Genomic DNA, 18,720 nt, shown 5'->3' on the forward strand with positions numbered 1-18,720 from the left:
TGCCACATAATTCCTCAATCTCTCCCGACATCTAGGTTCTCCCTCTACGAGCCACTTCTCAGAGAGCGATGTGAGGCACGATTTAGTCTAAACGTGAACATGTGAAAAAGCGATTCCTTTAGGTACTTTGTCGCCTTTTCCCATCAGAGTTCGTAATGAGCGCTCTGTTTTTGCCCATTTGCCGGTGGGGATCGCGGCGCATCGTCGGCAAAGGAAGGCTGAAAAGTCCCCCGCAATTAGCGGAAACTAAAGCTGGAACTAAGGTTTAGAGCGCAATTAGGCCGCGTCGTGCTCCTGAAGTGACGGCTTCGGTGCGGCTGGCGGCGCCGAGCTTGGCGAGGATCTGGGCGACGTGGAACTTGGCGGTGTGGAGGGTGACGCCGAGCTTGTAGGCAATGAGCTTGTTGGGCAAGCCCTGCGCCATGAGTGCGATCACTTCCAGCTCGCGGGGCGTGAGGACGTCGTCGGTGGGAGGGGGGATGCTGCTGGCCTGCGCCTCATGTACGACTAAGCCTGCCGCTGCTGACTGGAGGGCGAGGGCGAGGGTGGTGGCATCCGAGTCGCGGCCGAGATAACCCCAGCCGGGCAGTGTGTTGGCGGCTTGCAGGAGAGGCAGCTCGCGGTTCGGGGTCTCTCCTAGCACGACCAGTGCAGGAGGCTCGGACATGCGGGAGAGTATCCCGATGAGCTGCTCTAGGCCGTCGCCGTCGTAGAGAATCGCGTCAGGAGTCAGGCCCGGGAGCATCCGTGTGAGCGTCTCCGTATTGCCCGGAAGCTCCCCCTGCACGCAGATCGCGTCCGACTCGCGCAGCAAGGCCGCCAGCCCGGCGCGCACCGGTGCGTAGGGCGCAACAATCAGCGTGCAGATTTTTTTCATCCAACCCCCTAGCCCCCGCCGCCCGGGGGAATAATTACGAAGGGATCTTTGATTCCCCTTTGCTTAACTACGCTGGAGAGGCTGCTGCGGTTCCAGCGAATGTGTGGCGGTTGCCTCCACGCAGTAGCTCCAGGGTGAAAGTGCGTCCTGCGGCAAGCCGCTCACGGATACCGGAGACATCATCGAGGGGGGCACCATCCAGGCTGATGAGCGTGTCACCCATCAAGACGCCTACTGCGTCGGCGGCACTACCGGGTTCGACATGGATCACCAGTAGCCCGCTCTCCTGGGCCAGGGAGTGCGTGACGCGCAGGGCATCCGGCAGGGTGACGCACTGCATCTTCAGGCCAAGATAGCCGCGTGGGACGCGCCCGTGCTGGAGCAGCGCAGTAACAACTCGTGCTACCAGCGGCGTGCCCAGTGCGACTCCTAGCCCGCGCCCAAAGCCCCGGTTGAGTAGACCGATAAGCGTTCCGTCGGCGGCGAGGAGTGCCCCCCCAGAGCTACCCGGATAGAGATCCGCATCCGTGCTCACGATGTACTCGGGCATGCCCGCTGCCCGAGGCGCGGCTCGAAGCTCTCCACAGGGCGCGAGATTGGAGCCAAATCCGCCGTGACCCGTAGCGCTGCTATATCCGTCTCCGGGTCACGGCCTATCAGAGTGACGGGGAGGCGTGTGCCGTCGTGGGTTGGGTAATGACAAAAAGCTCCTCGTCGCGCTCGGTGCCGTGGCTCGTGGTGACAATCACTCCCGGCTCCCAGACCAGACCACTTGCCGTCAGTCGTGTGCCATCGTCCACCCGGACGAGAGAGTTTCCCCCCGTGCTGACCAGCGCGGCCAGTGCATCCGAAAAAGAAGAAAGTTCGTTGCTCATGGGCATAGGATACGTGGTGTCACTTCCGGTTGCCCCAGTCAAGAGAGCAGGCGCTCCCCCTACCCATTTGAGGTGCAGTTGCGGTATCCTGAGCCATGCAGAAACAGCGAGTAGCCCCTGATGCGCTAGAGATTTTTACGGCATTTCTGGATCTGGTGCTGGGCATTTTTTTTATGCTCACGTTTGTACAAAATACCCGTGCGCTCCCGCCGAGCAGGGCATGGGACGACCGCTTTCTCACGTTGGTGGTCGCTGCGGCTGCACTCGCCTTCTTGGTAGGCTGCGTCGCGACATTTCTAAGCGCACGCCGTGTGGCGGGCTCGGCACATGGGATTGCTGCGCTGGGGTTGGCAGGGCTCGGGTTGTTCATTGGGTTCTCGCTTCTCGCAGGGCGGGGCAGTTTCAGTACAATTCCCTGGACAGGGATCATGATTATCGCGGGGCTACTTGGGTTTGCTCTGCTGTTTGGGTGGTTTGCGTGGCGGGCGTTAAAAGTCTTTCCGACGTTTTGAAGTTAAATAGGATAAAATTGCTCTAAGAACGTGGGAGGATTGGGTAATGAAACTAAATCGACGTGGGATTTTTTCTCTAATGGGAGGCACGGGGCTGCTCTGGCTAGCGGGCTGTGGGGGAGGGGCATCCACCCCGACCGGATCGGTGACGCGCGCCACTCAGGAGCGTGTGGGCAGTGTTGTACGCAAGCTCTTCTCAGGCGGTGCGATGTTCGGGGCCGTGGACGGCATGGGAGCCGTGCGTGGCAATGTGGCTCTGGGGGCAAGTGGCGGCGGAGCGGCTCCACCGTCGCCAAGTGCTGATATTAGCTACACGGGGGGCAATGTCCCTCAGCTCGGCGCGTTTCTGAAGAACATGGCAAGCGACGGCCCGGTCTCGCGGGCCAAGCGCATCAGCCGTGGCGAAGACACAAAGCCTGATATTGCTGTGGGTGAGCCCATGCCCCCGTACTACTGGGAGCCGCAGCCGACATTTTACTTTGACTACTACCTCGGGCTCTGGACACAGACCAGCTACAAAGACGGCGAGAGCCGCTACGATCTCTACGAGGATGAGGCGAAGACTAAGCCCGCCGGGGAGATTGTCAGCACGTGGCCGACGAGCTGGGCGACGTTTCCGCAGGTCTGGAAATCAAGCCATAAGTTTACAGCAGGCTTTCTGAAGGGCGCACACGGCTCGTCGGAGAACGTCACCAACGCGGGGTGGTCGTCGGGCAGCTCCAAGTACGAGAATGTCTATGCCGATGGCTGGAAAGACAAGGGCGCGAGCAACTGGGGAACGGGGGGCTCGTCGTGGTTTAACCGCAGTGAGTCCGAAGATGGCAAGGTCTGGAATGAGTCCGCGGGTTCGTGGCGCAACGATGGCTCGGGCGGCACCCGCATGAGTACGTCGGACGGCTACGAGGCGATCTTCACCAACAACCCCGATGGCAGTGGCCGTGGAACCGTCAAGGGACCCGAAGCCGGTCTGCCCGCGACCATCACCTGGGACAACCAGGGGAACGTGACGATCCGCTATGCCGATGGCACTGTCGAGCAGTTCAACCGCTGGGGAATCTACGGTGGTGGCGGTGGTTATCCCGTCCCTATGATTCTCGAAGGCGATGGCAGCGTCCGCACAGACACGGCGGTAGCGGCTGAGCCGAAGCGCTAAGCCCTCGCGGCGTGTACTCTTGCGCCGCTGGCTGCTCTCCGGGGGGATCCTGGGGAGCGGCACAGCGGCGCTTGCGGTTTATGGCAGACACGAGGCGCATCAGCCCGTGGTCGAGAACGTTACCGTCACGCTTCCCACACTCCCACTGGCCTTTGATGGTCTCCGCGCTGTTGTTCTTGGCGACCTTCATGTCTGTCCGAGCTTCCCCGCAGCAAATCTCGCGCCCGCACTGGCCCTGGCAAAAGCCGCCCAGCCCGAGCTGGTTCTGTTGGTGGGCGACTATGTCTGTGACCGGGAGGGGGACTACGGGGCAGACATGGCAGCCTGCATCAGTGCCTTAGAGCCGCTGGCTCGCAGCGCTCGGCTGGGGGCCTTCGCCTCTTTTGGTAATCATGACTTTCCCACGCCGCCGCTCGATCCGCCCCACACGCCCTGGGCAAGTGCAGGGATCACGCCGCTTTTTGACTCTGCGGCGCAGCTTCAGAGCGAGAAAGCACTTCTTTGGCTGGTGGGGCTACGTAGCGCGATCTCTCGCCCTACCAACCCACAAGCCGTGCTCGGTGCTCTGCCGACCAAAGACGCGGCACCGCGCGTTCTGCTCTGGCACGAACCAGATCGCGCCGCGCTTGCCGCTAAAGCGGGGGCGTCGCTTATGCTTTCTGGTCACACACACGGCGGTCAGCTCGTGGTGCCAGGAGTGGGGCCACTGCGTCTGCCGCAAGAGGGGCGGCGCTACCCGGCAGGCCTTGTCTACGTCGAGGGTATGCCGCTCTACACGACCCGTGGCGTGGGGGTACTCCCGCCCCGGATGCGCCTCAACTGCCCGCCGGAAGTGACGGTTCTGACACTGAAGCGGGGGTAGGCCGCGCCTAGAATAGAGCTTGCCAGTGGGGGCGCAGTGAGTCGCCCAAGGGAGGAATGAGCAGGCCGAGCAGTGCCAGCACCGTAGCGCCGAGCGCGAAACCCAAGAGCATCTGCGGGAGGCCGCTGTTCAGGAGCCGCCGGAGCGGGGAGGCGGGCATAGGGTGCGCCTCGTGGAGCGTAAGGAGTGTTTTTGCCGCCGTAATCGCCTGCGTGAGTTGCGCCTCGCTTGCCGGGCGGGTTGTGAGGTTCTGCTGGAGCCAGCTTCCCACTGTCCGCCAGAAAAAGAGCGCCAGGAGGCCCGAGAAGATGTAGGACAGGGTTCCCAGTAGCGGCGTGAACGCCCCTCCCAGGCCCAGCAGGAACGAACCCGCCATGAGATTTGTGCCACAGCGCGGGTGGACACGAGGTAGACAGCCCACGGTGTTGGAGAGCAGTGGAGTATGACTTTCTAGGGCATGCACCACCTGATGCTCCGCCGCATGAAAGCCCGCGATGGGGGAGAGGCGTATCAGGCCTAGAAACCCCGCCAGTGTCACAAGACCCGTCAGAGCCAGCCCAACACTCTCGCGCCAGGCAGGTGGCAGGGGCAGGGACGGCAGCGCGGGCGCGAGGGTGTTGAGCAGCACGAGAAGCGCGAGCTGGGCAAAGAAAAAGCAGGAGCCGGTCAAGATAAGCGCTCCCGTACCAACACCCGCCGCGACGGCACCTGTGGAGAGATGAACACCCACCGGCGTCGCCATCCCGCCGACCTGAGGGAGTGCCAGGGGGCGCAGAAGCTCCCGGACAAGATCGGCCCGGCCCACCATCCCGTAGTAGATTCCATTGCCCTCCGCCACGGGGAGTGCGTCAGTTCGCTCCATTTCCAGCGCTTCCAGAAGGCTCTCGATGTTTAACAGTGGGGAGAGAGCCGCCGTGGGGACAAGCACTGTGCCTTCCACGGGAGCTTCTAGCCAGTGGCGGCGCTCGGGGCCGTCGGGGGCTTGGCGTAGGTAGGTCGTGAGGGAGGCTTCCGTCACCAGGCCGACAAGAATGCCGCCCGAGAGCACGGGGACGCAGTGATACGGAGAGACACGGAGCCACTCGGCAGCCACCCCGACCCTCTCTTGCGGCGAGATTCCTGGCTGCGGGCGTGCAAGCTCATGGAGGAGCTGTGGTGCATTAGAAAGTCGTGGCGCAGTGGCAAACGAGGACATGCTATGCTACACTCTACCACGTCCCCCCTCCGATTTCTTTGTCCATGCCGATGCCCAACCGAGACCCACGCACTACCCCTGAGTACCGCCGCTTAGTTGTTCTTGCTGCGAAAGATGATGCTGAGCGTCAGAAGGCCATTCGCGTCACGAAAGTGGTCACCGGCGACCCTAGCCAGCGCCTCGTAGCACTCACCTTCGACGATGGCCCACACGGGGAGAAGACCGGTGATCTGCTCAGTGTTCTGCGCCGCCTGCGCGTTCCTTCGACGTTTTTTGTGGTGGGAAAGATGGCTCTGCGTTTCCCGGAGCTGATCGAGCGGATCGTCCTGGATGGCCATGAGCTGGGTAACCACACCTACAACCACTACCGTCTTACACAGATCCCTCTCACCCAGGTGGCGGGGGAACTCAATAGCACTCGCGATACCCTGATTGGGCTTGTGGGTTCTCCGACACGGCTGATGCGGCCCCCTGGGGGAGAGTACAACGAGGCGATCCAGAAGATCATTGCTCGCGAGGGCTACACCAATATGCTCTGGACCGATGACCCTGCGGATTATAAGGCGGGGCGCACCTCGGAGAAGATCACCGAGCTGGTCATGCGCGACATCACGCCAGGAGGGATCGTCTTGCTACACAGCGGGCTTCCTGCAACTATCGCCGCTGTCCCGGAGATTGTGAGCCGTCTGCGTACCCAGGGCTATACTTTCGTCACTTGCTCGGAGCTTATCCAGCGCGGCAACGGACTTTTGCACCTACAGAACCATTCTGCCCGCATCAGCCTCACCGCTGCGACTTAGAGATACGGCTGTGGGGTTGCGAGGTGGTTCTGGATGTAGTCCGCGATGGCGTCTTCGAGCGCACGAAAAGTGACATCACAGCCCACATTGCGTAGCTTCTCAATCGTGGCCTGTGTGTGGTACTGGTAGTTGCCCTTTAGGCGTTCGGGCATCTCGATGTACTCAATTTGTGGCTCACGATCCATGGCGGAGAAGACCGCATGAGCAAGGTCGTTCCAGGAGTGCGCCTGCCCGGTGCCGATATTGAAGATGCCGTTCTCCTCAGGGTGCTGCAAAAACCAGAGAAGCACCTCAACACAATCTTTCACGTAGACAAAATCCCGTGTCTGGCCACCGTCGGTGTAGTCCGGGTGGTAGCTCTTGAAGAGCTTGATCGTGCCCTCCGCCTGAACTTGCTGGAACGCCTTGTGCACCACGGAGCGCATGTCGTCTTTATGATACTCGTTGGGGCCGAAGACATTGAAGAACTTGACACCGACGATCTCCTCGGTGAGTCGGGTACGGAGCGCGTGGAGATCGAAAAAATGCTTTGAGTAGCCGTAGCGGGTGATGGGCCGCAGGTAAGGAACCAGCGCGTCATCGTCAGCAAAGCCTAGCTCGCCATCGCCGTAGGTCTGGCCGCTGCTGGCGTAGAGAAAGCGCACTCCACGCGCCGTCGCCCACTCCGCGAGTGTTTTTGTGTAGCGGAAGTTGTTCTCCATCAAGTAGTCACCATCGGCTTCTGTGGTGATAGAGCACGCCCCCAGATGCACCATCGCATCCGGCTGGAAGTCCAGCTCCCCCGCTTTGAGTTGTGCCAGAAAGCTATCTTTGTGCAGATAGTCCGCGTAGCGCAGCCCCAGCAGATTGCGCCACTTCTCTGACGTGTTCAAGTTATCCACGATCAGAATATTATCAATACCCGCCTGGTTGAGCCGCCAGACCATGGCGCTGCCAATAAAGCCCGCGCCCCCCGTGACAATGACACGATTCACGAAGAACAGTGTACCCGTTTTACCCGCCCACACGAACGTGGGCGTCTTCGGGCGTGCCGCCATAATGTCGCTCCGCGACTCCGAGAGTTTTGTGAGTCGCGGAGCGACATCCCAGCCGAAGGCTCACAGACGCCCACGTTCGTGTGGGCGGAACTACGCCGCCTTGCGTTTGCGCAGGCGGGCAGGGAGAATGCGCTCGATGCCCCGGTACTTGGCGACCGTCCGGCGAGCCAGAGGGAAGCCCTGCTCGGTCAGAATCACCGCTATCTCGTCGTCGGAGTAGGGATCGTTTGAGTTCTCGGCACCGATCAGATGCAGGAGCGCCTCGCGGACGGCCTGGGAGTTGCCAAAGAAGGTATCGAGAGGAAGAATCTCGCCGTTGGGGAGCTGAACCCACTTATCCGCCACAGCACGACTGATCACCGATTCGTCGAGATGGAGTTTTTCCGCCAGTGTCTGACGGGTGAGAGGCTTAAGGAACGCGCGGTTGCGGGTCTCCAGATAGCCCTGCTGCACGCGGACGATCTCATGGGCAATGGCACGCAGGGTACGGCCCCGCCGTGAGACACCCGCCATGAAGTTCTGAGCACGATCCACATGATCGCGGATGTAGCGGCGCATCGCCTCATCGGAGTGCGTCTCGCTGCCATCGGCCAGGCGCTTCCAGAGGGGGGCAACCGAGACGACCTGCTCAAAATCACGCGCGAGCTCCACGGCAAAGCCTGCCTCGGTGCGTAAAAAGAGAATATCGGGACGAACCAAGGGGGCGCTTGCACTGGCGCGGTGGTCACTGGGGCGAAAGAGGGCCCCCGGGTAGGGCGTGAGCGCCTGCTGTAAAAAGCGCAGCGCACGGCTGACCTCGCTGACAGAGGCTTTCAGGCGGCTGGCGATACGATCATCTCGTCGTGCCACGAGCTCATCCCAGCAGCGCAGCAGGATTTTTTTGCTCAGAGGGTGCCCCTCACCCGTCAGCTCTAAGTACTCCATCTGGAGCAGCAGGCACTCGTGCAGGTCGCGCGCTCCCACCCCGGCGGGATCCATGGTCTGGAGTGCCTTGACCGCTTCTTCCACACGGCTTCGTGCGAGCTGAAACCGCTCCGCAATCTCATTGGTGTCCGTGATCAGGTAGCCACGGTCGTCCACATTCTCGATGAGGTAGCGCAAGATTTCCTCAGAGACATCTCCCTTGACTTGCCCTACTTGGCTGCGCAGGTGCTCCCGCAGGCTAGTATTGGAGGCCACGCGATCAAACGGGTCCTCACTGTCTAGGCCGCCCTCTGTGATCTGGAGAGTGGGCTGTGTGCGCTCACTGGGTGCGGGAGGGTCGTCTTGCTTACCTCCCACAGTAATTGTCAGAGCAGGAAACTCAGAGACGGGTGCATTCAGGGTAAACGCCTCACTCTCGCGGGCTTCCAGAGCGGGGTTCTCTGCCAGCTCGCGCTCAATGGCGACTTCTAGCTCCTCTGTGGTCCACGCCAGAATCTCGCTGGCGAGGATCTGGCGTGGGTCAATGCGCTGGGTCTGCTGGTGTCGCGCGTCGATTGTTTGGGATAGTCTCATGCTGCTCTAGACTATCTTCGGCAGAGTGGGTTTAATTTTAGAGAACTGGGTTTAGTTTTAGAGAACCGCGATAGCCTCAATTTCTACCAGAGCGCCCAGAGGGAGCGCTGCCACCGCAAAAGTCGAGCGGGCGGGCTTGACTCCCTCGCTAAAGTGCGCCGCATAGATTCCATTGAGCTCCGCAAAACGCGACATGTCTCCCGAGAGAAAAATCGTCGTTTTGACGACACTGTTTAGAGAACCCCCGGCTGCCTCAACCAGGCTGCGAATGCCCGCAAGTGCGCCCTCTACCTGTGCGGCAAACTCCGCGTGGGGCTGCTTGGTCTGTGGGTCTAACCCGAGCTGTCCTGAGATGAAGAGCATGTCGCCCACACGGACGGCGGGCGTGTAGGGAGCGCCCGAGACCGCTGCTCCTGCGCCAAAAATCGGCTGTTTTTCCATAGTTTATTTTCCTTATGACTCTAAACGTGCTTACGACGGGAACCGACAATTCTGTTTGACGAAGCTATGTTCAGCACTCAATTTTACCGGAAACACGACGTAACTTACACGAAGCGAGCCTTCTCAATTATCGAGGTGGTCCTCTCGCTCATCGTCTTGATGTTCATGGTGATCCTGGTCGCCGCCGTGATCCCTGCATCGCTACGCAATACCCGCTACAGCGCCGATTTTAGCCAGGCCGCCTCACTGGTGCAGCACAAGATCAATCAGTTTCAGGATGCGGGCTATTTCGCTATTGATGGGCCTACTCTAGGGCAAAATGGGCTGAAATTTGTGGATGGTACCCCGGGAAGCCCTAGCAATAACCTACATGGCTCACAGTCCGCGACATTTGAGTTCACGGATACAGATAAGCTCTGGCAGTACTTCAATGGAGGAATGGACGAAGCGGGGAATCGTGTCACGGGTTCACGTAGCCCACGAGGATACATCTATATCTCTCCGTATGAGCCGAGCCAGTACGACAATGCTTCCCTGGGAATAAAATATGGCCTCGTTCGTGTCACGATTACGATTCAGTGGTGGACAGGTAAAGGCAATATGCAGTCTTTTTCGGGGACGACTTTGGTTCCACGGGCCGTGGTGAACTAGGCAAAATGTTGATGAAAAAGAGAACCCCAAAAACAGGAGCCGCCTTTTCCCTGACCGAAGTGCTTGTGACAATGTTGTTGATGAGCCTGCTTTTTCTGGTGACGGCACAGATTTTTCTGAGTACCGGGCGTGCGGTGGGAAAGATGCGCGCCATGACCAACTCCACCCGCTCGGCTGGGCTCGTGATGCAGTGGCTGGACAACGAGCTCCACGAAGCCTACGGGGTGATCCTGCCGACGGACACAGGCGTGGCATGGGACACCAGTCAGCTCGGAGCTCTAACGAGCTATATTACAGACAACCCGGGTGGCACCGAGGGGGCTGGTTGGGCGAGCCAGCTTAACACGGGAATCTTTATTCTCTATCCGCCTGCTGGTTCTGCCACACTCAAGGGAGCGAGTGGAAGCGATATTGTCTTATCCGGGGGGAACCTCCCCGTGAATCGTGGGGCCGCCGCGATCACCAGAGCCGCTCTGGTATTTCGAGGAAACCAGGATGGTAGTGTCAATCCGGGCTACGGGAACTGTCTCTGGGTGTGGCACTTTGAAAACGGAAGCCGTACCGAGACACGACTACTAACAAATGAGATCTCCAGTGCCTGGAACGCGGTGTACTTCCGCCGCCAGGATGCAGCTAACGAACGTGGTCATGGGCTGGAGGCGAAAGTCGTCTGTGGGGAGAAGGTCTATGCCTACGGAGAGCAGACCAATGAGCGGAGCGATAGTAAGAGCAAGGTGACGCAGGTCTCGGGGAGGACGATCTACATGGCCAACACTGCCATGACCACTCAGACAACCATTACCTATCCCAATAGCAGTTTGCTTCTGCCCACAGTGAACTCCGCGACCCCGACCCCAGCACCGACCCAGACCCCGGCACCGACCGCAACGCCCGTTCCTACTCCGAGCCCGGTTCCAACTCCGACTCCGACTCCAAAACCACCCACGCCGACGCCACAACCGGCAACACCGACGCCTGTTCCGACGCCCACGCCTGTTCCGACGCCCACCCCGACCCCTATTCCGATTAACTAAGAGAAGATAATGCAACCACGAAGATTCAAAAATAAGCGCTCACGTGCCATGACCATGGTTGGCGTCATGATTCTCTTGTTTCTGCTTCTCAGCATACTGCTCATCGCTCTGCTCAATCAAGGGCGTGGGGGCGACATTGGGGCGGACAGTAAGAGTGGCATGCACCTGTCACGCCGGCGGGCCGAGCTGCTCGGGGCACAGACAATCTCCGAAGCGGGAGTTCGCCTGGGACTCCAGTGGCTGATGCAGCAGGGAGCCACACCCACCAATTTGACCGCCTTTGCTCCCTCGGATGTCGCGAGCTTCTACGGCGGCACAACAGTGAGTGGCTGGACCGAGGTGGCGATAGATCAGGGGCCGATCAACACGGAGAATGCCGCAGTGCCGTCGGTTGCGGGAACGGCCCGGATTCGCTTCTATCCCTATGCCTCCAATGCGACCTCGAACCGGAAGATGTTTGGCATCGAGTCCGTCGGGCTGTACCAGGGCTATAGCTACGCTTCGCGGGTCTTTGTCCGCCAGAATAGCTTCGCCCGTTTTGCCTACTTCAGTGACACGGCTCCCAGCGGGTGGTGGGTGGCGGGAAGCACGCGCTTCCAGGGGCCTGTCCATGTCAATGGCGTGGACTCCACCGGCATTGCGGTAGATCCTGCGGCCCGGATCAATATTCTCTGGAAAGCGGACGACTGGAGCGATCCCTACAGCAACGACTGGATATTTACCTACCCCGATGATGGCTACTTCACCACGGCGATGGACTATTCCCAGATCAACTGGCAGTACACCAATGGGGGTAGCGCCTACTTCTATGATCCCAACTGGTGGTCCGACTACTGGGAGCACATCACGGCAGCCGCTCGTGCCCCCAAGACCAACCAGCCCATTATCCGCATGCCAGCCGCCACGACGGATCTGAAAAACGGAGCACTGGGAGGTGCAAGCGAGCCTGTGTCTAGTGTTGTTGGGGTGTTTGTGCCCGCCAGTGGCTCAACACCGAGCGCAGGTATCTACGTGGGCGGTGATGTCAAAGATCTGAACCTGAGCTTTGTGGCGCACAGCGGACACGACGATCAGGTGATCGAAATTATTCAAGGAATTACATCAGGTGAGCAGCGCTCCCTGCTGACAGCTTGTCTTGTTAATAACACTCTGGAGCTTTTGGTCTACACACGGGCTGTGTCCACTGATCCCTGGACACTCACCAGCACGACGAACTACACCGGGGGGACGACCAATCAGACGCTCTATATTAATGGCGATGTCGGCAGTCAAATATCTCCCTACCCTGGCGGACTCTCTGGCTGTGTGGTGAAAAACCAGATGTCAGGAGCGACAGTCGTGCGTCCTAACTCCTGGACGATTGCGACTGAGGGAAGCAAGACTATCAATATTGACGGGGGGATTGTCTACAAAAACCTGGTCACGGATGGGAGCAACCCTAATAATCTGAAGTCCGGTGCCGCCACCGCGCCCGTGGAGTCGGGGACTCTGGGCCTGGTGTCGGGGCGCTTTCGCGTGCCGCTTCTGGATGGCGGAGGCACGGTTTTAGACTACCTCACTATCCACGCCGTCTGCATGGCCTACGACACGTTTATGGTCGTTGGCCCCATCACGCGCGCCCCCGGAGTGATCAATCTTCTCGGTGGCTTTATTGTGAAAAATAATAGCCAAATGGGAGTTGTCACGCTTGCGGGGGTGGTGAACAGTGGCTTTCTTCTCAACCGCAACTACGACCAGCGTATCGCCGATGATCCTCCGCCCAACTATCCCGTGGCGGACCGGAGCTACCAGGTGATGTCTTTCCAGAAGGTCAACACGACTCTGAACTAAAACGCATCACGACGTGCGGGCCGGACTCGGCAACGTCGAAGGGCTCGCCCTCGGTGTGCCAGCCGCTTTTCTGGTAGAAACCCACCGCGCTGACCCGGGCGTTGCACCAGAGGAGCAAGCCCTGTCGCAGGGCATAGGCTTGCGTGGCTGCGAGTACCGCACTCCCCACTCCTTTACCCTGCCACTCGGGGGCCGTCGCCATGCCGCGTAGCTGGAGCGCATTGTTCTTTTTGATCACGCTCGCGCACCCGATCACCACGCCGTTTATATCTAGGGCCGCAAAATGTGCGCTCCCCTCCGCTGCATCCTCGGCGAAGTGTGCCGCACTCTCGGGCCGCCCCGGACGAAGCACTTGCCAGCGCAGTGCGATCAGTGAATCTGCCGTGGTTTCCTTTATCGTGAACACGGGGCTATAATACCCTGTGACGACGTAAGGAAATAGGGATGATGATTGAGTGAAGGCATAGTGACGCAGGCAGGACGGGGGCTCTACACGGTGCAGACCACCACAGGGCGCATCTTGCCTTGCCGTTTGCGGGGGAACCTTAAAAAACGCTTTACCTACTCCGAGACCGCCAGCCATGTGCGGCGGGTTGAGAAAGTCAAGAAGCTCGCCGAGACCGATCCGATTGCGGTGGGCGACCGGGTGATGGTGTTAGTGGCGGAGTCTGGCACCGAGGGCGTGATCGAGGAAGTGCTGCCCCGCCGTAAGGCACTCGTGCGGCGCTCTGGCAACGAGCGCGAGCGTCAAACTCTGGTCGCGAACTTAGAGCTGGCCGTGATTGTCTTTTCCGCTGCGGAGCCGCGCCCGGATCTGTTCAAATTAGATCGCTTTCTGGTGCTGGCCGAAGACAGTGAGCTGGAGGTTCTGATTGTCCTCAACAAAGCCGACCTAGCTGCGCCCGAAGAGCTCACCGAGGCGCTGGCCGAGTACAGGGCCATTGGCTACGATATTTTAACGACGAGCCGGAACACGGGTGAGGGCATTGATGCCCTGAAGGCCGCGCTCAAGGGCCGCCTCTCCGCGTTCTGTGGGCCGTCGGGGGTGGGGAAGTCGTCGCTGCTCAATGCCATCCAGCCGGGGCTGCGCCTCAAAGTGGGGGAGATCAGCGAGATCACGCACTCGGGCCGACACACCACCGTACGAGCAGAGCTTCTCACGCTGGAGATCGGTGGCTGGGTGGCGGACACGCCGGGGCTACGACAAGTCCAGTTCTGGGACTTACTGCCCGAGGATGTCGCGTTTTGTTTCCCCGAGCTCGCGCCGCTGATGGGGCACTGCAAGTTTCCCAACTGCCGCCACCGCACCGAGCCCGCCTGCGCCGTCCGCGCCGCCGTGGACGATAAACGCGTCAGCCCACGCCGCTACCAGAGCTATCTCCAGATGACCGAGATAGATTCCACCCATGGGAGCTCGACCCGCAAGTTGTTTCCTTCCTAATCAGGAGCGATACGTGAAACCAGCCCTTACTCTTTTTTTGGGTACACTCCCATCATGCCCAAGATACTCTCTCTGCTCGCAGGCCCTTCGCCGCTCGACAATCCGCTCAAGGGCTGGTGCGCCTACTCCGATCCAGGCTTCGTCCACGCGCTACCCGTCTCGATGGCCTACTTCTACGCCTCGTGGCGGGAGTTAGAGCCGCGCCCCGGTGTCTTCGCCTGGGAAGCGTTCGAGAAAAGATGGGAAAGCCCGCTTGCACGCGGCAAGCATGTCATCCTGCGGTTGTTTTTGGAGTACCCCAGAGAACCTACAGGCCTGCCACAGTGGGTGATCGACTTGGGCATCAAGCGAACACCTTACGACACCAAAGAAGTCGGCGAGGGCCTCTGTCCCGACTGGGACGACCCGAGGCTTTTAGAGCCGCTCCTTAGGTTCATCGCGGCGTTTGGAAAACGCTACAACTCCCACCCCAGAGTCGCGTTTCTTCAGCTCGGGACGCTCGGGTTCTGGGGCGAGTGGCACACCTGGCCCGTGAATAAACTCATGGCGTCGCTGGAGACGCAGAAGAAAGTCGTTGCGGCGTACAAAGCGGCCTTTCCCGATGTCCCTATCCACGCTCGCTACCCCCGCGACGGCACGAACCACGCCTGGCTCGGCTACCACGACGACCTGATCCCGCAAGACTCGCTCGGCCCCGACGAGTGGCAGTTTCTGCCGGCGCTGAAGAAAGCCGGACGCACGGAGAACTGGAAAGCGGCTCCCTTCGGCGGTGAGATGGAACCGGGCGCGGCGAAGAAGTGGCTCGGTGAGGGCTGGCCGACGCTCCAGAAATCTGTCGAGCAGCTCCATTTCTCGTGGATGGGGCCGTACTGCCCTGCTAACGATAAAGACTTGACTCCCGAACACAAAACACACGCCGAGGCGCTCGTGCGACGTATGGGCTATAGCTTCCGCCTTACCAAACTTACTTACGCCCTCGTTGATGCCAGCGGCGTTCTGCGTATAACCCTCGACGGCGTCAACGAGGGCGTCGCGCCGTTTTATAGAAACTGGCCACTGGAGGTTGGTATCCTCGACGAAACGGGCCGCGACGTGACTCTCACCCGCCCGAGTGTCGACCTGCGCCGCTGGCTCCCCGGCCCGTTTTCTGTGAAAGCGGCGATTCTTGGCATCCCGAAGCTCTCGAAGCTCCGGCTCGCCGTCCGCGTCGCCGATCCGTGGGAAGGCGCCGCGCAGCCCCTGCGCTTCGCAAACAAACTCCCCGTCGTTCGAGGCGGCTGGACGGAACTCACAACGCTTTGATAGCTTCTTTGCAGGAAGACAAACTTGAGGAGGCAGCGGACATTCTGACGAATGCCTGCGCCAGCGGTCAGGTTCGGGGCGCGGTTCTGCACGTTCGCAGCCGAACGACGGTATTCACGCGCTCTTTTGGGGATGCTCCGTCGGTGGATGTAGCATTTCTTCTGGGGTCCATCTCGAAGCCTATCGTGATTGCGGCTTTGATGACTCTGTACGACCAGGGACGTTTCGGACTGGAGGACCAAGTCAAAAAGTACCTTCCCGAGTTCACCGGAGGTGTCCGAGACCGTGTGACAATTCGGCACCTGCTCACCCATGTCTCTGGCCTGCCGGATCAGCTCCCGGAAAACGCTCACCTTCGCCAGAGCCATGCACCGCTCTCGGAGTTTGTCAGCGGGGCATTTCGTGTTCCTTTAGAGTTTGAACCGGGAGCGCACTACCTGTATTCGAGCATGGCAGTCTTGTTGGCAGCGGAGATTGCGCAGCGGATCTCCGGAGTCGAGATCAAGCAGTTTGTCACCGAGGCAGTTCTACGACCGCTTGGGATGAGCCACTCGGCAATGGGAATAGGACATTTAGAGGGTGCACAGACGATGCCTTGCCAGGTGGAGAAAGCGGCGATTGAGTCGGGGGGCGGCGCGCCCGGCTCACAGCACTGGGACTGGAACAGCATGTACTGGCGCACACTCGGCGCCCCCTGGGGCGGTGTTCAGGCCTCGGCTGCGGATGTCGGGCGCTTTCTGGAAGCTTTCTTGAATCCTCAGGGGACGATTTTCAAACCTGAGGTCGCGAGGCTCATGATTCGCAATCACAACCCCGAGGGAATCACGCCGCGTGGGCTGGGTTTTGATGTCGGTAGAGCTGCGCTGTGCCGAAGCGGCTCCGACCAGATATTCGGTCATACGGGCTCCACCGGAACGCTCGCGTGGGCAGACCCAAAGCATGACAGAGTCTGTGTAGTACTGACTACCTTGCCTGCGGGAGCGTTGCCTCGCCACCCCCGTCAGCTTGTCTCGGACAGTGTCTCAGAACTCTCAGACTGACCTTTATTGGCCCTGCTTCCCGTCACAGCGTTTCTCGAAGACTCCCCGTTTGGTTGCGCCCGTTCCAGCGCAGTTTGGGCCACGCGGCGGTGGGCACTAGCTTGTGGCTTAGGCGGTTACCTCAAAGCGCCGTACCTCAATCGCATTCAATCCTGTTTGACGGTTGGGCCTCGGTTCGGGCTGTGCGAAGCCATTCAGGTCCACGGCGCGGGCGCGAAACTCATACAGGCCGGGAGGTAAGACGCTCAAGTTTGCTGTCCAGCCCGTCATCCCATAACGCAGGGGCCAGTCTCTGGGCTTGCCCGTTTTGGGGTCAAAACCCCAGACATCGGTAGGGCGCACGTCTGCGGGCAACACCGAACGCCAGTCAGAGGGAGGCGCGTCGAGACGGCACAGTTGCCACGTTGCAGTACCCCAGGCGGGATCGTGCATTGAGAGATCGGCCTCTTTTGCGGCGGTGCGCCGTAGCCAGTACTCCACCTGCTTGAGGCCGGACAGGCCCGAGAGCACCGTACCGCGCAGCACAACTGGGGTATTCTTTCCTACCCGCTCCGAGGCACGATCCATATAGGCCGCCGTCTTGAGGTGCGACTCCGGGTCGTTGTTGGCATCGGCATAGGTGTCGTTGGCGCGATGATCGTTGGTCAGAACGAGGCGCTGCAGCCACTTGATGGACTTGAAACCGTGTGCCCAGGGGATAATCATACGGACGGGGCCGCCCCGCTCCAGCGGAATCGGGCTCCCGTTCAGGCGGTAAGCTAGAAAAGGGGATAGCTCCCACGGTGGTGTCTCCAGCACCTCCGTGAGGCTCAGCGACGACTGGAAAATCTGCTTGGGATCGTCGTTGTGAAAGCCCGAATAGTGAACCCGACGCACATTGCTGTAAGTTCCGACCAACCGGAGTACTTCTCGGAGTGGGACACCTTCCCACAGACCTTGCCCCAGTGGCTGTGCGATATTGAGGCACTGGAGCGCTTTGATAAACTTGACGCCGTGTGTCTTTCCCAGCTCCATCAGGGCCGGGAAGTCTAGGGTAACGGGCTGTGCTATCTTCGCCCCGCCCTCGGCCACGATCTCCAGCCGCCAGGTTTCAGGAGTCAGGCGTGCCTGGATCAGCGCGTCGCCGCGTAGGGTGTGGGGAACCGGGTTGCCACGTGCCACATTGCCGAACTTGTCAGCGGGAGTCAGTACGCCACGCGGCGGCTCCTGCGCCTCCACTGCAACCGCGCCCGTCGAAGTGGGGATAGCCACGATCCCACCTATTCCCATTCCTAGCTTCAGTAGCTCGCGTCGCGAATGCCGTTTTGCCATGGGCGCATTGTGACGCAGAAGCAACAAGAGGGCAAGCTTGCTTGTCCGCGACCCCTATCGCCGCGTTCTTCTGCGACGCCGAGCGGGTAGAATTGCTTCTGAAAAGCGGAGCCGATCCCAGGCGTAAAAATCAGCGCAGTGAGACGGTAGATGGCGGAATGGATACTTTACTCGTATGTCCCAGAACACAACCCACTGGCCGCAGTTTCGTGGCCCTAACGCATCAGGGATTGGCACAAGTGCGAAGCTTCCCACGAACTGGTCGGCGACGGAGAACATCGCCTGGAAAACTGGCCTGCCGGGCAAGAGCTGGTCGTCACCGATTGTCTGGGGCGACCGGGTCTATGTGACGGCGGTCGTACGGCCCCGCGAGGGAGAGAAGCCGAAAAAGGGCCTCTACTTTGGCGGTGAGCGGGAGCTGCCCAAAGACGAGCACGCGTTCAGTGTGATCTGCCTGAGCCTCACTACCGGCAAGACGCTCTGGGAGAAGACCGTGTTTCGTGGCGCACCGACAACGACCGTGCATCTCAAGAATAGCTACGGTGCCGAGACGCCCGTGACGGATGGTGAGCGGGTCTACGCGCTCTTCGGTGGCCTGGGAGTGTTCGCACTGGATGCTAAATCAGGCAAAGAACTCTGGTCGAAGAAGCTAGAGCCACGCAAGACACGCTTTGGCTGGGGCTACGCCGCCTCGCCCGTTCTGCATGCGGGCAAGCTCTTTCTGGTCAACGACAACGACGAGCGTGCGGAGCTGCTAGCCTTCGACCTTTAGTTTCCGCTAATTGGGGGTAGTTTGCATGGCATGGCCAAAGACGATACAAGAGCTTATCAGAACACAGGAAAGACCTTTGACCATGCCAAC

20 protein-coding genes are annotated in these 18,720 nt (G+C 60.1%); 11 read left to right on the forward strand and 9 right to left on the reverse strand.

What is annotated here, in order from left to right:
* Positions 1 to 265: 265 nt before the first annotated feature.
* The 3 genes from ACH2ED_RS14225 to ACH2ED_RS14235 form a co-directional block, all read right to left on the reverse strand.
* Positions 266 to 877: a response regulator transcription factor gene (locus tag ACH2ED_RS14225; protein WP_395092282.1), complete on the reverse strand. Its 612-nt coding sequence runs from the start codon at positions 875 to 877 to the stop codon at positions 266 to 268.
* A gap of 67 nt (positions 878 to 944) precedes the next feature.
* Positions 945 to 1,427 carry a S1C family serine protease gene (locus ACH2ED_RS14230; protein ID WP_395092284.1) on the reverse strand — a complete coding sequence of 161 codons (483 nt, stop codon included), beginning with the start codon at positions 1,425 to 1,427 and terminating at the stop codon, positions 945 to 947.
* Positions 1,428 to 1,533: 106 nt separating this feature from the next.
* Positions 1,534 to 1,752, reverse strand: a complete 219-nt coding sequence (locus tag ACH2ED_RS14235; RefSeq protein WP_395092287.1) for a hypothetical protein — start codon at positions 1,750 to 1,752, stop codon at positions 1,534 to 1,536.
* Between the two features lie 95 nt (positions 1,753 to 1,847).
* Between ACH2ED_RS14235 and ACH2ED_RS14240 the strand changes: the two genes are divergently transcribed.
* Genes ACH2ED_RS14240 through ACH2ED_RS14250 form a run of 3 tightly spaced genes read left to right on the forward strand, consistent with a single transcriptional unit; the run spans position 1,848 to position 4,279 of the window.
* The gene (locus ACH2ED_RS14240; RefSeq protein WP_395092289.1) at positions 1,848 to 2,264 is read left to right on the forward strand and encodes a hypothetical protein; all 417 of its coding nucleotides are present in this window, start codon (positions 1,848 to 1,850) and stop codon (positions 2,262 to 2,264) included.
* A gap of 46 nt (positions 2,265 to 2,310) precedes the next feature.
* Positions 2,311 to 3,417 (forward strand): hypothetical protein, encoded by a 1,107-nt coding sequence (locus ACH2ED_RS14245; RefSeq protein ID WP_395092292.1) that lies wholly within the window; start codon positions 2,311 to 2,313, stop codon positions 3,415 to 3,417.
* 19 nt (positions 3,418 to 3,436) lie between these two features.
* On the forward strand, positions 3,437 to 4,279 hold the full coding sequence (locus tag ACH2ED_RS14250) for a metallophosphoesterase (RefSeq protein ID WP_395092293.1): 843 nt from the start codon (positions 3,437 to 3,439) through the stop codon (positions 4,277 to 4,279).
* A gap of 7 nt (positions 4,280 to 4,286) precedes the next feature.
* Here the strand turns inward: ACH2ED_RS14250 and ACH2ED_RS14255 are convergent, their stop codons facing one another.
* Positions 4,287 to 5,474 (reverse strand): DUF1385 domain-containing protein, encoded by a 1,188-nt coding sequence (locus ACH2ED_RS14255; protein WP_395092295.1) that lies wholly within the window; start codon positions 5,472 to 5,474, stop codon positions 4,287 to 4,289.
* 44 nt (positions 5,475 to 5,518) lie between these two features.
* Here ACH2ED_RS14255 and ACH2ED_RS14260 point away from each other — a divergent pair, with 44 nt between their 5' ends.
* A complete protein-coding gene (locus ACH2ED_RS14260) occupies positions 5,519 to 6,274 on the forward strand; it encodes a polysaccharide deacetylase family protein (RefSeq protein WP_395092298.1) in 756 nt (251 codons plus the stop codon).
* On the opposite strand, the gene rfaD is transcribed toward ACH2ED_RS14260, so the two are convergent.
* From rfaD to ACH2ED_RS14275, 3 genes are all read right to left on the reverse strand, one after another.
* Positions 6,271 to 7,248, reverse strand: coding sequence for an ADP-glyceromanno-heptose 6-epimerase (gene rfaD / locus ACH2ED_RS14265; protein ID WP_395092301.1), 978 nt, complete (start codon positions 7,246 to 7,248; stop codon positions 6,271 to 6,273). The genes ACH2ED_RS14260 and rfaD overlap by 4 nt on opposite strands.
* Before the next feature lie 153 nt (positions 7,249 to 7,401).
* Positions 7,402 to 8,808, reverse strand: a complete 1,407-nt coding sequence (locus ACH2ED_RS14270; RefSeq protein WP_395092304.1) for an RNA polymerase sigma-54 factor — start codon at positions 8,806 to 8,808, stop codon at positions 7,402 to 7,404.
* Positions 8,809 to 8,865: 57 nt separating this feature from the next.
* Positions 8,866 to 9,249, reverse strand: a complete 384-nt coding sequence (locus tag ACH2ED_RS14275; RefSeq protein WP_395092307.1) for a RidA family protein — start codon at positions 9,247 to 9,249, stop codon at positions 8,866 to 8,868.
* A gap of 135 nt (positions 9,250 to 9,384) precedes the next feature.
* Here ACH2ED_RS14275 and ACH2ED_RS14280 point away from each other — a divergent pair, with 135 nt between their 5' ends.
* The 3 genes from ACH2ED_RS14280 to ACH2ED_RS14290 are packed head-to-tail and all read left to right on the forward strand — an operon-like array spanning position 9,385 to position 12,764.
* Complete coding sequence (locus ACH2ED_RS14280; protein ID WP_395092309.1) at positions 9,385 to 9,900, forward strand: hypothetical protein; 516 nt, start codon at positions 9,385 to 9,387, stop codon at positions 9,898 to 9,900.
* A gap of 11 nt (positions 9,901 to 9,911) precedes the next feature.
* Complete coding sequence (locus ACH2ED_RS14285; RefSeq protein WP_395092311.1) at positions 9,912 to 10,934, forward strand: type II secretion system protein J; 1,023 nt, start codon at positions 9,912 to 9,914, stop codon at positions 10,932 to 10,934.
* Between the two features lie 9 nt (positions 10,935 to 10,943).
* A complete protein-coding gene (locus tag ACH2ED_RS14290) occupies positions 10,944 to 12,764 on the forward strand; it encodes a hypothetical protein (RefSeq protein WP_395092314.1) in 1,821 nt (606 codons plus the stop codon).
* Here ACH2ED_RS14290 and ACH2ED_RS14295 read toward each other — a convergent pair.
* Positions 12,745 to 13,170, reverse strand: coding sequence for a GNAT family N-acetyltransferase (locus ACH2ED_RS14295; protein ID WP_395092316.1), 426 nt, complete (start codon positions 13,168 to 13,170; stop codon positions 12,745 to 12,747). The two genes, ACH2ED_RS14290 and ACH2ED_RS14295, sit on opposite strands and share 20 nt — an antisense overlap.
* Before the next feature lie 45 nt (positions 13,171 to 13,215).
* Here ACH2ED_RS14295 and rsgA point away from each other — a divergent pair, with 45 nt between their 5' ends.
* From rsgA to ACH2ED_RS14310, 3 genes are read left to right on the forward strand one after another with little or no spacing between them, the layout of a single operon-like run.
* Positions 13,216 to 14,205, forward strand: a complete 990-nt coding sequence (rsgA, locus tag ACH2ED_RS14300) for a ribosome small subunit-dependent GTPase A (RefSeq protein WP_395092319.1) — start codon at positions 13,216 to 13,218, stop codon at positions 14,203 to 14,205.
* 54 nt (positions 14,206 to 14,259) lie between these two features.
* Complete coding sequence (locus ACH2ED_RS14305) at positions 14,260 to 15,507, forward strand: DUF4832 domain-containing protein (RefSeq protein ID WP_395092322.1); 1,248 nt, start codon at positions 14,260 to 14,262, stop codon at positions 15,505 to 15,507.
* Positions 15,504 to 16,547, forward strand: coding sequence for a serine hydrolase domain-containing protein (locus ACH2ED_RS14310; RefSeq protein WP_395092325.1), 1,044 nt, complete (start codon positions 15,504 to 15,506; stop codon positions 16,545 to 16,547). Before ACH2ED_RS14305 ends, ACH2ED_RS14310 begins: the two co-directional genes overlap by 4 nt.
* 108 nt (positions 16,548 to 16,655) lie before the next feature.
* Here ACH2ED_RS14310 and ACH2ED_RS14315 read toward each other — a convergent pair whose 3' ends face one another.
* Positions 16,656 to 17,858, reverse strand: a complete 1,203-nt coding sequence (locus ACH2ED_RS14315) for a molybdopterin-dependent oxidoreductase (RefSeq protein ID WP_395092327.1) — start codon at positions 17,856 to 17,858, stop codon at positions 16,656 to 16,658.
* A gap of 175 nt (positions 17,859 to 18,033) precedes the next feature.
* Here ACH2ED_RS14315 and ACH2ED_RS14320 point away from each other — a divergent pair, with 175 nt between their 5' ends.
* Entirely contained in the window at positions 18,034 to 18,630 is a 597-nt protein-coding gene (locus ACH2ED_RS14320) for a PQQ-binding-like beta-propeller repeat protein (RefSeq protein ID WP_395092330.1), read from the forward strand.
* The last annotated feature ends 90 nt before the right edge of the window (positions 18,631 to 18,720 follow it).

The sequence above is a fragment of the Armatimonas sp. genome, assembly GCF_043757465.1.
GTDB lineage: Bacteria > Armatimonadota > Armatimonadia > Armatimonadales > Armatimonadaceae > Armatimonas.

Coding starts and splice junctions, on each gene's coding strand:
- ACH2ED_RS14230 (WP_395092284.1), bottom strand. CDS start 1,427: ATGCCCGAGTACATCGTGAGCACGGATGCGGATCTCTATCCGGGTAGC.
- ACH2ED_RS14285 (WP_395092311.1), top strand. CDS start 9,912: ATGAAAAAGAGAACCCCAAAAACAGGAGCCGCCTTTTCCCTGACCGAA.
- ACH2ED_RS14315 (WP_395092327.1), bottom strand. CDS start 17,858: ATGGCAAAACGGCATTCGCGACGCGAGCTACTGAAGCTAGGAATGGGA.
- ACH2ED_RS14235 (WP_395092287.1), bottom strand. CDS start 1,752: ATGAGCAACGAACTTTCTTCTTTTTCGGATGCACTGGCCGCGCTGGTC.
- ACH2ED_RS14270 (WP_395092304.1), bottom strand. CDS start 8,808: ATGAGACTATCCCAAACAATCGACGCGCGACACCAGCAGACCCAGCGC.
- ACH2ED_RS14245 (WP_395092292.1), top strand. CDS start 2,311: ATGAAACTAAATCGACGTGGGATTTTTTCTCTAATGGGAGGCACGGGG.
- ACH2ED_RS14255 (WP_395092295.1), bottom strand. CDS start 5,474: ATGTCCTCGTTTGCCACTGCGCCACGACTTTCTAATGCACCACAGCTC.
- ACH2ED_RS14305 (WP_395092322.1), top strand. CDS start 14,260: ATGCCCAAGATACTCTCTCTGCTCGCAGGCCCTTCGCCGCTCGACAAT.
- ACH2ED_RS14260 (WP_395092298.1), top strand. CDS start 5,519: ATGCCGATGCCCAACCGAGACCCACGCACTACCCCTGAGTACCGCCGC.
- ACH2ED_RS14290 (WP_395092314.1), top strand. CDS start 10,944: ATGCAACCACGAAGATTCAAAAATAAGCGCTCACGTGCCATGACCATG.
- ACH2ED_RS14320 (WP_395092330.1), top strand. CDS start 18,034: ATGTCCCAGAACACAACCCACTGGCCGCAGTTTCGTGGCCCTAACGCA.
- ACH2ED_RS14275 (WP_395092307.1), bottom strand. CDS start 9,249: ATGGAAAAACAGCCGATTTTTGGCGCAGGAGCAGCGGTCTCGGGCGCT.
- ACH2ED_RS14225 (WP_395092282.1), bottom strand. CDS start 877: ATGAAAAAAATCTGCACGCTGATTGTTGCGCCCTACGCACCGGTGCGC.
- ACH2ED_RS14240 (WP_395092289.1), top strand. CDS start 1,848: ATGCAGAAACAGCGAGTAGCCCCTGATGCGCTAGAGATTTTTACGGCA.